General features: G+C 47.2%; 12 protein-coding genes. 9 read left to right on the plus strand and 3 right to left on the minus strand.

The window, feature by feature from the left end:
• Genes bioD through bioA form a run of 3 tightly spaced genes read right to left on the minus strand, consistent with a single transcriptional unit; the run spans position 1 to position 3,289 of the window.
• Positions 1–720, minus strand: coding sequence for a dethiobiotin synthase (gene bioD, locus ACIQZ3_RS08050; protein ID WP_397392035.1), 720 nt, complete (start codon positions 718–720; stop codon positions 1–3).
• A complete protein-coding gene (locus ACIQZ3_RS08055; RefSeq protein WP_397392037.1) occupies positions 717–1,946 on the minus strand; it encodes an aminotransferase class I/II-fold pyridoxal phosphate-dependent enzyme in 1,230 nt (409 codons plus the stop codon). Before ACIQZ3_RS08055 ends, bioD begins: the two co-directional genes overlap by 4 nt.
• The gene (gene bioA / locus ACIQZ3_RS08060) at positions 1,943–3,289 is read right to left on the minus strand and encodes an adenosylmethionine--8-amino-7-oxononanoate transaminase (protein ID WP_397392039.1); all 1,347 of its coding nucleotides are present in this window, start codon (positions 3,287–3,289) and stop codon (positions 1,943–1,945) included. The genes ACIQZ3_RS08055 and bioA overlap by 4 nt, the downstream gene beginning before the upstream one ends.
• 89 nt (positions 3,290–3,378) lie before the next feature.
• On the opposite strand from bioA, the gene bioB reads away from it, so the two are divergent.
• From bioB to ACIQZ3_RS08105, 9 genes are all read left to right on the plus strand, one after another.
• Positions 3,379–4,416: a biotin synthase BioB gene (bioB, locus tag ACIQZ3_RS08065; protein ID WP_397392041.1), complete on the plus strand. Its 1,038-nt coding sequence runs from the start codon at positions 3,379–3,381 to the stop codon at positions 4,414–4,416.
• A gap of 13 nt (positions 4,417–4,429) precedes the next feature.
• Positions 4,430–5,059 carry a 2-polyprenyl-3-methyl-6-methoxy-1,4-benzoquinone monooxygenase gene (gene coq7, locus ACIQZ3_RS08070; RefSeq protein WP_397392043.1) on the plus strand — a complete coding sequence of 210 codons (630 nt, stop codon included), beginning with the start codon at positions 4,430–4,432 and terminating at the stop codon, positions 5,057–5,059.
• Positions 5,060–5,333: 274 nt separating this feature from the next.
• Positions 5,334–5,762 carry a division/cell wall cluster transcriptional repressor MraZ gene (gene mraZ, locus ACIQZ3_RS08075; RefSeq protein WP_397392045.1) on the plus strand — a complete coding sequence of 143 codons (429 nt, stop codon included), beginning with the start codon at positions 5,334–5,336 and terminating at the stop codon, positions 5,760–5,762.
• Between the two features lie 12 nt (positions 5,763–5,774).
• On the plus strand, positions 5,775–6,725 hold the full coding sequence (rsmH, locus tag ACIQZ3_RS08080; RefSeq protein ID WP_397392047.1) for a 16S rRNA (cytosine(1402)-N(4))-methyltransferase RsmH: 951 nt from the start codon (positions 5,775–5,777) through the stop codon (positions 6,723–6,725).
• Positions 6,722–6,988: a cell division protein FtsL gene (gene ftsL, locus ACIQZ3_RS08085; RefSeq protein WP_088527827.1), complete on the plus strand. Its 267-nt coding sequence runs from the start codon at positions 6,722–6,724 to the stop codon at positions 6,986–6,988. Before rsmH ends, ftsL begins: the two co-directional genes overlap by 4 nt.
• Positions 6,985–8,757, plus strand: coding sequence for a peptidoglycan D,D-transpeptidase FtsI family protein (locus ACIQZ3_RS08090; protein ID WP_397392049.1), 1,773 nt, complete (start codon positions 6,985–6,987; stop codon positions 8,755–8,757). The genes ftsL and ACIQZ3_RS08090 overlap by 4 nt, the downstream gene beginning before the upstream one ends.
• Complete coding sequence (locus tag ACIQZ3_RS08095; RefSeq protein WP_397392051.1) at positions 8,754–10,307, plus strand: UDP-N-acetylmuramoyl-L-alanyl-D-glutamate--2,6-diaminopimelate ligase; 1,554 nt, start codon at positions 8,754–8,756, stop codon at positions 10,305–10,307. Before ACIQZ3_RS08090 ends, ACIQZ3_RS08095 begins: the two co-directional genes overlap by 4 nt.
• An 8-nt stretch (positions 10,308–10,315) precedes the next feature.
• Positions 10,316–11,752, plus strand: coding sequence for a UDP-N-acetylmuramoyl-tripeptide--D-alanyl-D-alanine ligase (murF, locus tag ACIQZ3_RS08100; RefSeq protein WP_397392053.1), 1,437 nt, complete (start codon positions 10,316–10,318; stop codon positions 11,750–11,752).
• Positions 11,743–12,541 (plus strand): phospho-N-acetylmuramoyl-pentapeptide-transferase (locus ACIQZ3_RS08105; protein ID WP_397392055.1); only part of this gene is annotated, 799 nt, incomplete at its 3' end. The genes murF and ACIQZ3_RS08105, both read left to right, overlap by 10 nt.

Here is a 12,541-nt window from a genome sequence, read left to right on the forward strand (position 1 = left end):
TTACTCAGGCAGTTTTATATGCTCCGCAGCAAATCGTAAGGTCTCTATGGAGTAGGGGGCATTCTCTAGCTTCTCAAGATGCTTGGGAAGGGTGGGAATGACGCCTAAAAATGGCGCAAAAATTCGGTCTTTTAGGGTTTGAATATTTTCTTCTAAAAGAGGCATTTCCTCTGAAAGCGTATTCGCTACCCACCCAGCAAGCGTCAACTGGCGAGACACAATTGCTTCACAAGTGAGTAAGGCGTGATTAATGCAGCCCAAACGCATACCTACTACGAGGATGACTGGTAAATCGATTGCCTGAGCGAGATCACCCAAATCTTCCTGCTCATTTAGAGGAACTAAAAATCCACCTGCACCTTCAACCACCACCTCAAATTGTTGGCTCAAGGAATGTAAATCACCCAAGATGATGGAAGGGTCTAGGTAAACATCATTTTTCTTGGCAACAAGGTGTGGGGCGGCTGCCTCATCTAGAACATAGGGGCAGAGACTTGGCTCCTGAGAATTTAATCCTGACGCGATCCGTAATGCTTCTAGGTCTTCATTCAGTTTGTGACCGTTGGAGTCAATATAGGTGCCGGCGACTACAGGCTTAAAACCGATTGCGCGGATGCCTGCCTCTCTTAGTTTGAGAATGAGCGCACCACTTAGCAAAGTTTTGCCAACTTCAGTATCGGTGCCGGTGACAAAAAAACCAGTGGGGGTATTCATTATCATGAGTTACCTTCTACTGTTTGCTCAATGATTTTTAATGCCTGAATTAACTCACGTAAGCCATCAACACTATGGTTTGCAGAAAAAGTAATGCGTAGGCGAGAAGTGCCAACAGGAACGGTGGGCGGACGAATTGCTGGAATCCAATAGCCCGCTTCATCCAGGAGCTTGGCTACTGCTAACGCATTGGCATTGCTTCCTAAAATGACTGGCTGAATTGGGGTGGATGAAGGAGTTTTTTCCCAGCTTGAGAAAATCATTTCATCACGCCAAATCTGAATCAGTTCATTCAGTTTTTTACGACGAGCAATGCCTTCATCACCCTCGATCAATTTAAGGCTGGTGAGTAAGGTATGCGCAATTGCCGGTGGTGTAGCGGTGCTGTAAATATAGGGGCGTCCCTTTTGGATGAGCCATTCAATAAAAGGTGCAGCTGCACAAATAAAGGCACCACTAACGCCAGCTGCTTTACCAAGTGTGCCGACATAAATGATTCGCTCGGAATGCGCGCCTGCTTGTTCCAAAATACCGTGACCTTGTTCGCCCAGCACGCCAAATCCATGTGCATCATCCACCATCAATAAGGCATCATATTGTTCGGCAATGTGCAGGAGTTTTTCTACGGGCGCGATATCCCCATCCATGCTGAATACGCCATCGACCACAATCAACTTGAGGGGGTGGGTATCTTGCTTAAGCGACTCTTCCAGTGGGTCGAGATTTTGGTGATCAAACAAAGTCACCTGAGCTTTATTTTGTGCGCTTGCTAGTCGTACACCATCAATCAAGGAGGCATGATTGAGTTTGGCTGAGTAAATGCTGGCTTGACCCTGCTCAGCAAGTCTAGAAATTCCAGTGATGGCGTTGATATTCGCGAGATAGCCGGTGCTAAAGAACAGCGCCCCTGCGTTAGGAATATGTTTTTCCTCACAGGCGGCTAATTTTTTTTCAAGCAAGTCATGTGCAATGCTGTGACCGCTAATTAGGTGCGATGCTCCGCTCCCAACCCCATATAGCTTCGCACCTTCCGCAAGCGCAGTAATTAATTTGGGGTGGTTTGCTAAACCTAGGTAGTCATTACTACAAAATGCTTTTAGCTCTCGCTTACCAACGCGGGCCTTGGTGTCGCAGGGTGATTCGGTAGTACGTAGTTTGCGTCTGAGTAACTGTTCATCTAGGTCGGCAATCTGGTGCTCTGCCATATCGCACGCTTTAAAGTTTGCACTCATGCCAGTACCTGATTAAGCGCGCGTTGTACAGAGGCACCCATTTGCATCGTTTCCTCTGAAGAGAGAATATACGGCGGCATTACATAAATCGTATTGCCAATTGGCCTAATGAGAATGCCTTCCGCCATGCTTGCTAAAAACATGTCTCGTGAAAACGTAGCTGAATTTTTTAGTGATTCAGGTTTGATATCAAAGGCCAGAATCATGCCCTGCTGGCGCCAATGTTCGATGCGAGGATCTGCTTTTGCCCAAGCAAATGCATTTGCGAGATCTTTACTGCGTTCAAGATTTTTTTCAAGAACAGATTCAGCTTCAAAAATGTCTAAGCACGAAAGTGCAGCAGCGCATGCTAATGGATTGCCTGTATAGGAATGTGAGTGTAAGAAGCCTTGTTGCATTTGATCGCCATAGAAGGCGCGATAAATTTTGTTAGTTGTCATGGAGAGCGATAGCGGAAGATAGCCGCCGCTGATGCCTTTAGACAGCGTCAAGAAGTCCGGCCAAATTCCCGCATGTTCGCAAGCAAAAAATTTTCCTGATCGACCACAGCCTACTGCGATCTCATCGGCGATGAGGTGAACGCTATAGCGATCACAGAGCGATCGGACTAAGCGTAAATATTCTGGTGAGTACATCGCCATTTGCCCAGCGCATTGAACTAGTGGTTCAACAATGATGGCAGCAATATGATGATGCTCTGCTTCTAGTAGCGCCTCTAATTTTTTTGCAGCTTGTCTAGCAACATCATCAGCGCTTTCACCAGGCTTTGCCTTACGTGCATCAGGTGAAGGTACAGTGAAAACATCTTGTAAAAGTGCACCATAGGCTTCACGAAAGATTGCAACGTCAGTCACTGCTAATGCACCTAAGGTTTCACCGTGATAACCATTTTCTAAGCAGACAAATTTTTTCTTTTGCGGTTGGTTATTCAGGCGCCAAAAGTGATGACTCATCTTCAAGGCAATTTCTACTGCAGAGGCGCCATCCGATGCAAAAAAAACGTGACCCAAATGACCTTGAGTTAATGCGGACAGTTTCTCGGAAAGCTCCACTACAGGGGGGTGAGTAAATCCGGCGAGCATGACATGCTCAATTTTTTCAAGCTGATTAGTAATGGCTTGATTGATGCGCAGATTGGAGTGCCCAAACAGATTGGTCCACCAAGAGCTAATGCAATCGAGCAGCGCATTTTCCTTGTCATCAAATAGCCAAGCACCCTTACCCTTGGTAATGGCAATTAATGGCAATGACTCGTGGTGCTTCATCTGAGTGCAGGGATGCCAAACAGCATCTAGGCTGCGATCGACCAGGGAGGTTTGATTTGGATCAGAAATAAGCTTCATGTTTGGTATTTGACCACTAGTTTTTCCTAATTTAGGCCTGTATCTGTTATGTTTATGCCTTGAATTGATCTATTTTCTGGAATTCGACCATGCAGGCCACCCAAACTACTGAAAACCCCCTCACCCAAGTCAAGTCTCAAAAGGATTTGCATAAAGAGGTCGACGCATCGGGCGCTTGGTCGGTTGCTCAAATTGAGGCTCTATTTGCCCTCCCATTTAGCGAATTAATGTTCAAGGCACAAGAGACTCATCGTGCCAACTTCCCTGATGGCGATGTGGAATTGGCTACACTCTTATCAATCAAGACCGGTGGCTGTCCAGAGGATTGTGGTTATTGCCCCCAGGCGGCTCGTTATGACACCGACGTCAAGGCTAATAAGTTGATGGATCTGGACGAGGTGCTCGAGGCGGCTAAGGCTGCCAAAGCAGCTGGATCTAACCGTTTCTGCATGGGCGCCGCTTGGCGGGAGCCTAAAGACCGCGATATTGAAAAAGTCACTGCCATGATTAAGGGCGTGAAGGCCCTGGGCCTTGAAACCTGCGCCACTCTAGGGATGCTGGAGGCCAATCAGGCCCAAGCCCTGCAAGAGGCTGGCCTGGACTTCTATAACCACAATTTGGATACCAGCGAGGACTTCTATCGCTCAGTTATCTCCACGCGGGGCTATCAAGACCGTTTGGATACGATTTCTAATGTACGTGCTGCTGGCATGTCAGTGTGTTGTGGCGGCATTGTGGGCATGGGTGAGTCCCGTGAACAGCGCGCAGCTTTCTTAGCCCGTTTGGCCAATTTAAGCCCATATCCAGAGTCAGTTCCCATTAACCACCTGGTTCCCGTTGCAGGCACCCCGTTAGAAGATCAGAAGCCTTTAGATCCGATGGAATTCGTTAGAACGATTGCAGTGGCTCGCATCACGATGCCGCGTGCACGGGTGCGTTTATCAGCCGGTCGACAGGAGCTCGGTAGGGCAGTTCAGGCCATGTGCTTCCAGGCTGGCGCGAATTCTATTTTCTATGGTGAGCAACTACTCACTACCGGCAATCCCGAGGCAGAACAAGACCGAGAGCTTTTGGCTGAGTTAGGTTTAAAGACCAAACAAAGCTGCAAAGCAGAGGTTTTGGTCTAGTTTTTACAAGCCTATGGCGCTAATTGACCGCTTCATTATTGAGTTTGATACAGCCTTGCGCTCGGTAGTTGGGGGTGCTCATGCTCATCGCCCAACCCCAGGTTCGGATATTCAATCTGCTGCTTTGCTGGATGTCAAAGAGCGAGAGCATGCTGCTGGATTAATGCGGGTCAATCATGTGGGTGAGGTTTGTGCTCAAGCCCTATACCAATCCCAAAAATTAGTAGCTCGTAATCCTGAAATTCGGCAGATGTTAGATCACTCTGGACAAGAGGAAATGGACCATTTGGCTTGGTGTGAAACTCGCCTTCAAGAGCTAGGCTCGCACACGAGTTATCTCAATCCAATTTGGTATGCAGGATCCTTTACAATCGGCTTGGCTGCTGGCTTAGCGGGCGATAAGTGGAGTTTGGGGTTTGTTGCTGAAACAGAAAAACAAGTAGAGAATCACCTCGAGAGCCATCTCAAAAAATTGCCTGTAGAAGATGAGCGTTCCCGCGCCATTGTTGATCAAATGCGCATCGATGAAATCAAGCATGGACAAGCTGCGATTTCTGCTGGTGGTGCGGTCTTGCCGGAGCCGATTCAGAAGCTGATGCAGGCGATGTCAAAAGTCATGACAAGCACTGCTTACAAAATCTAGCCCTAAATTAATTGTTTCGGGTATTTTTAGTTGGAGTACTGTTCATTAATACAGTATATTTATCTATTATTGGGCTAAATAGCTAAGATCTATTCTTAAGTATATTTTCCAAGCCGTTGTTTCAAGTAGCATTTTTATAGTCACCATTTTATCAAGACATGACGCTAAGTGTTTGTAATCACAAGGAAATTTCCTAAAATATTGCCCAAAAACACTTGACCCTCTTATTACGATCCTCTAAAGTGGGAGGAAGTGTGAAAAAGTGGGGTAAATGGTGTTTCAAGGTGCGTCAGCTCTCAATTTAGATGCAAAAGGCCGCATGTCTGTGCCGGCAAAGCATCGTGACGCCTTGTTGGTTCAAGGTGAGGGCCGAATTACGCTCACAAAACACCCTGATGGATGCCTGTTGTTGTTCCCTCGCTCTGAGTGGGAAACATTCCGCACACGTGTCGCGCAATTGCCGATGGATGCCCATTGGTGGCGCCGAATCTTCCTTGGTAATGCTGCGGAAGTGGATTTAGACAGCGCAGGAAGAATTTTGGTAAGCCCAGAGTTGCGATCAGCTGCTGGCATTGAAAAAGAAGTGATGCTACTGGGTATGGGTAGCCATCTGGAGTTGTGGGGCGCCGCTACTTACGCTGCAAAAGAACAGGCTGCCATTGCACAAGGTATGCCTGAAGCCCTGAAGCAATTTAATTTTTGATGACGGGGTGCCATGAACATAACTCATCGCCCAGTACTACTGGCCGAGGCGGTGACGGCGCTGATCAGTGGTCCACGCATCACCCCTCACGAAGCTTCAAAAAATCTACTCTTGATCGATGGAACTTTTGGGCGTGGCGGTCATACGCAAGCACTGCTTTCACAATTGCCTTCGAGCGCGCGAATGATTTCTTTCGACAAGGATTTGGATGCGATCGCAGTGGCGGAAAAAATCAACGATCCACGTTTACGAATCATGCACGAGAGTTTTGCGCAGATGGATCAATACGCGGAGCCAGAATCAGTCGATGGAATTTTGTTAGACCTGGGAATCAGCTCTCCACAAGTGGACGAAGCGCATCGTGGATTTTCCTTTCGCAAGGATGGTCCACTCGATATGCGCATGAACACGGATCATGGTTTGACAGCAGCAGAATGGTTGGAGCAAGCATCACAAGAGGACATCACGCGCGTGATTAAGACTTATGGTGAAGAGCGTTTTGCATTTCAGATCGCACGAGCTATCGTGGCTAAGCGAGAAGAAGGTTTGTCGCCAAAAACAACTTTGCAGTTAGCAAGCTTAGTGGCCAGCGTCGTTCGCACAAGAGAGGTTGGACAAGACCCAGCTACTAGAACTTTCCAGGCACTACGCATTTTCATTAATCGTGAGTTAGAAGATCTTGAGCTTGGATTAAAAGCAGCGCTGAATTTATTGAAGCCGGGTGCTCGATTGGCAGTAATTAGCTTTCATTCGCTAGAGGATCGTATCGTCAAGCAATTTCTGCAGTCACATGCAAAGGTTGAGGTGCCTCGTGGTTTGCCGGTCCGCGATAGGGATTTACCACAAAGTGCCTTGGAGATTATTGGGCGTGTTAAGCCAAGTGATGAAGAGGTTCGAGAGAATCCTCGTGCTCGCTCAGCCATCATGCGAGTTGCTGAAAAACGCGCGGGAGTGCCAGCTTGAATCGCGCTACGCTTACCTTGCTTGTTTTGCTGTTAGTCTGTGCCCTCTCTTTGGTTGCAGCTCAGCAGCGTGCGCGTAAATTATTTATCTCCTTAGAGCGTGCGCAAATTGAAGAACGCAAACTGAATCAAGATTGGTTGCGCCTAGAGTATGAGCAGCGCAATCTTTCGAAGTCTGCACGCATTCGTGATGTTGCTCGTAATCAGTTACACATGGTTCCCATATCTCCAGAGCGTACTTTGTACTTGAAGGAGGCTAGATGAGGCCGGTAGGTTTTTCAACTACGCCAAATTTAGTATTGCGTCTGCCAATGTGGCGGTCACGCCTGATGCTGTTCATGCTGTTCTTCGTCTTCATGTTGCTCTTAATCCGCGCCTTCTGGATTCAGGGTCCGGGAAATGCTTTCTATGAAGCTAAGGGTGTGCGTGGTACGCAACGTGAGTTGGAGTTGCCTGCTTCCCGTGGAAAAATATTGGATCGCAATGGACAAGTGATTGCTACCAGTTTGGAGGCAAAGTCGGTGATCGCCTATAACGACACTGTGCCTGATGATTTGGCTGCAGATAAGGTGCAGAAATTAGCAAGCCTTTTGCAGATTAGCGAAGCAGAATTACGTAAAAAACTAAGAGAAGAGCGTAAACAGATTTTCTTGAAGCGCCAAGTAGATCCAGAGGTGGCGCAACAGATTAAGCAATTAGAAATTCCAGGAATTGGCTTGAATAACGAATACCGTCGCTTCTATCCTGAGGGTGAGGCGATGGCGCACGTTGTTGGCTTTACTAATGTGGAAGATCGCGGTCAAGAAGGCATGGAGCTCTCTCGGGAAAAAGAATTGGCTGGACATCCAGGTGCTCGTCGAGTGGTTGTGGATCGCCTTGGTCGCGTTGTTGAAGATGTTTCGATTCTGCAGTTGCCACAAAACGGTAAAGATTTACAACTCTCTATTGATAGCAAGATCCAGTTTTTGGCTTACAACGCGGTTAAAAATGCAGTTGAACAGCATCATGCAAGCGCTGGTGGTGCAGTCGTGCTGGATACCCAAACTGGCGAGATCTTAGCCTTAGCAAATTATCCAAGTTACAACCCGAACGATCGCAAGAAGCTGACGGGTGAGCAGTTGCGTAACCGCGTTTTAACTGACACCTTTGAGCCTGGCTCAACAATGAAGCCGTTAACAGTGGCGATTGCTTTAGAGAAGGGTGTAATCACCCCTAGTACCAATATGGTGATTGGCGCCAAATATTTGGTTGGTCCAAAGCCAATTACAGATACCCATCCTTACGACAACCTCACTGTTGCGCAAATTATTCAAAAATCCAGCAATATTGGTACGGCCAAAATTGCGATGAACAATTTATCCGCAGAAGAAATGTGGAATTTTTATACATCAGTTGGCTTAGGTCAAGCGCCGAAGATTGGCTTTCCTGGTGCTGTGGCTGGCACTGTGCATCCCTATAAAAAATGGATGCCAACGGATCAGGCGCGGATTGCATTTGGTTATGGCATTTCAGGTTCACTCTTTCAAGTTGCACGTGCTTATACGATCTTTGCGCGTGATGGTGAATTGGTGCCCCTCACGATTGAGCGTAGCCCAGAATTTAAGCCTGGTACACACGTCATTTCTGCTAAGACGGCCATTGAGATGCGCGGCATGATGGAGTCAGTAACAGAGCCAGGTGGCACCGCTATCAAAGCGCAAGCTGAAGGTTATCGTGTTGGTGGAAAAACAGGTACAGCCCATAAATTAGTAGGTAAGGGGTATGGCAATAAATACCGTGCTTACTTTGCGGGCTTGGCACCCATTAGTGCGCCACGCATTGTGGTGGCTGTCATGATTGATGAGCCGACTGGTGGCAGTCACTACGGTGGTGATGTTGCGGCACCAGTGTTTTCTACTATCGTGAGTGAGACTCTGCGCACCTTGAATGTTTTGCCAGATAGCCCGATTAAGCAGAAGGCAATGCAGGATCAAAGTCCTGCAGAAATTCAGAGTGCCGCAGTCAAAACAAATACAGCGGTTTTAAAAAGATGATGGCAATGATCAATATCGAACCCCATCTTTTGATCTCGCATTTACGTGATCTCACATCAGCAGATGCAAAGCTGAGTGCTGATAGTCGTCAGATTCAATCTGGGGATATCTTCTTCGCATACCCTGTTGGTCATGGCAATGCCTTGCGTGATGGTCGTGATTACATTGCAGCGGCCTTAGCAAATGGTGCGGCGGCAGTTGTATTTGATCCCGCAGATGGCGTTGCTAACGAATACTTAGACCGCTCAGAATGTTTTGCTGTTGATAATTTATCCAACTTGGCTGGAGAGCTTTGTGCTGGGTGGTATGGCTACCCAAGTAAACAGCTGAATGTTATCGGCGTTACCGGTACAAACGGCAAAACCAGTATTACTCAGTGGTTGGCACAGGCTTTGGATGAATCCAATCATCGAGCAGCAGTTATGGGTACTTTGGGTGCCGGCTTCCCAGATGCATTGATCGAGACTGGTTACACCACACCCGATGCGCCGCGTTTACAGACTCAATTAAAAGAGTTATTTGATGCAGGTGCTCAGCAGGTGGCTATAGAGATTTCTTCTCATGCGCTCGATCAAGATCGCATTTCTGGCTTGGATGTGCGTACTGCGGTATTTACCAATTTGACTCAAGATCACTTGGATTATCACGGCACGATGGGTGAATACGCTGAGGCAAAAGCTAAGCTTTTCCAACTGGCTCAGCTTAAAAACGCCATCATCAATTTTGACGATGCATTTGGGCGCGAGCTGGCAATGAAGCTCCTCGCTGTCGACGGTCCTCAAGTATGGGGCTACGCATTAAGTAGTAATGCATTTGCCGGATTTGAAAAATTTGGCGATCGTCTGAAGCGTGTCTTTGCAAAAAATACCCGGTTTACGACTGCAGGCTATGAATCTCAATTTAACTGCGATGCATCAGGTGCTAGCGCTGTTCAACTTGCGGTATTAGGTGAATTTAACCTAAGTAATTGCCTTGCTGTTTGGACGGTTCTGTTGTCTCAAGGCTTGAGCCCGAGCGAGGCCTCTAAGCGCATGAGCAAGTTGACTGCTGTTCCAGGTCGGATGGAGTTGATTTGCTTAAATAAAACACAGAGAACTGAGGGGCCATTAATTGTTGTGGACTATGCACATACACCAGATGCCCTCACTAAAGCATTGAATGCATTGCGCCCCATTGCAAATCAACGTAACGGAAAAGTATGGTGTGTCTTCGGTTGCGGTGGTGATCGAGATTCAGGCAAGCGTCCACAAATGGGTCATGCAGCGCAAGAGCTTGCTGATCAAATTGTAATTACGAGTGATAACCCCAGATCTGAAGACCCTGGTTCTATTATTGCTATGATTCAAGCAGGTATGTCAGGTGACCTATCGAATGTACAAGTGTTGCCTGATAGAGCAGCTGCGATCATGGCTGCGGTACGACATGCCGATATCCAAGATATCGTTCTAGTTGCTGGCAAAGGGCATGAGTCTACCCAAGAGATCAATGGCAAGAAATTTGATTTTTCTGATCAAGAGCATATTCGTTTGGCTGCAGGGGGTAGCATATGAGTGCGCCTATGACTACTCTCGCCCAAGTACATGCCATGTTGCCAGGCAGTCAGTTGATTCATGCTGATGCAAAGTCTGCTGAAGGAATTTCCATTTCTCAAGTTGGCAGCGATAGTCGTCAGATTCAGTCCGGTGAATTATTTATTGCTTTGTCGGGCGATCGATTCGATGCGCATGATTTCTTGGGTGATGTGGCAACAGCAGGCGCAAGCGCAGCACTTATTAGCCATAAAGAAAAATGCCCCACAAACTTACCTGCAGTATGCGTCCAGGATGTTAAACAGGGTTTAGGTGACTTGGCAAAGGCATGGCGTGCACAGTTTTCTATCCCAGTGGCTTTGGTAACCGGATCTAATGGTAAGACCACTGTAAAAGAGATGATTGCCTCGATCTTCAAGGCGGCTACAGGTGAAGAGTGCACTCTGGTCACTAAAGGTAACTTCAATAATGATATTGGCCTACCTTTAACCTTGCTGCGCATGCGATCAACCGATCGTTTAGCAGTGATTGAGTTGGGGATGAACCATCCTGGCGAAACAGCAGAATTAGCGCTTATTGCTCAAGCCAACATTGCTCTGATTAACAATGCGCAGCGCGAGCATCAAGAATTTATGGCGACCGTAGAAGCGGTTGTAAAAGAACATGCAACTGCCTTGAGCGCACTTCCTGCGGATGGTGTTGCAGTATTTCCGGCGGACTCTGAATTCTCCACGGTTTGGCATCAAGCTGCCGCAGGACGCAAGGTAATTGACTTTGCTTTATCTACCGACTCGGCGCTTGTCAAAGCCTCTGTGACTGGAAAGTTGCTGATTAGCGGAAGAATTGAGATTTCTACTGAACTTGGCAAGCTTGAGGTCCAACTCAATACATTAGGAAACCACAATGTGCGCAATGCCCTAGCGGCTAGCGCAGTTGCTTTGGGTGCTGGATTAAGTTTGGAGCAAATCAAAGCCGGTCTGGAATCTTTTGTTCCGGTAAATGGACGCATGCAATCAAAGCCTTTAAATACGGGTCGCACCTTGATTGATGATAGTTACAACGCGAACCCTGATTCTGTAAGGGCTGCTATTGATGCGCTTAAACAGTCTGGCAACGCTTCTTGGTTGGTATTGGGTGATATGGGTGAGGTAGGTGATCAAGGCCCCGCGTTCCATGAGGAAGTTGGTGCCTATGCTGCCGAGCAAGGCATTAGTAAGTTATTTGCGCTCGGAGAGCAGTGCAAATTTGCGGTGCAGGGCTTTAATGATTCACAGAAGACTCAACTTGCTAACGGTGCTACGCACTTCACCACATTAGATCAGTTGCTTGAAGAGCTCAACGAGGCGCTAGCGGATCAAGAGGCAAGCAAGCAGTTGCACTTAGATATTTTGGTTAAGGGATCTCGTTTTATGCGTATGGAGCGTGTAGTGCAGGCCTTATTAGAGGAGGCTAAAACATGCTCTTAATATTGGCGCAATGGTTACAGGATGATTTTGGATTTTTCCGAGTCTTCAACTACATCACTTTTAGAGCAGTGATGGCAACAGTGACTGCTTTGCTGATTGGCTTAGCGGCTGGCCCATGGGTTATTCGGAAGTTGGCCGCATTGAAGATGGGTCAGGCAGTTCGTGCGGATGGCCCACAAACCCATTTAGTGAAATCAGGTACTCCAACAATGGGTGGAGTCTTGATTCTTTTGGGTATTTTTATCTCCTGCATGTTGTGGGCTGATTTGAGCAATCGCTTTATTTGGATTGTGATGATTGTGACTTTTGGATTTGGCTTGGTTGGTTGGGTTGATGATTACCGCAAAGTGGCGCGTAAGGATCCTAAAGGCATGGCTTCAAGAGAAAAGTTCTTTTGGCAGACTTTGATTGGATTGTTTGCTGCCATTTATCTAGCCTTCTCTGTATCAGAGGTTAATAACCTTAAAGTCTTGCAGTTGTTCTTCGATTGGCTCAAAAGTGGCTTGGCATTGGATCTGCCGGCCAAATCAAACTTGCTCATTCCATTCATGAAAGAAATTAGCTACCCACTGGGCGTAATGGGCTTCATTATTTTGAGTTACTTGGTCATTGTAGGCAGTAGTAATGCCGTAAATCTCACGGATGGACTTGATGGCCTGGTAATCATGCCGGTGATATTAGTTGGTGCTGCTCTGGGTGCTTTTGCTTATGTAATGGGTAATGCAATTTACGCAAAGTATTTGTTGTTCCCCTATATTCCTGGCGCAGGTGAGCTCATGATTTTCTGTG

Origin of the sequence: Polynucleobacter sp. (genome assembly GCF_044342855.1) — a bacterium.
In the GTDB taxonomy this organism is placed as follows: Bacteria; Pseudomonadota; Gammaproteobacteria; order Burkholderiales; family Burkholderiaceae; genus Polynucleobacter.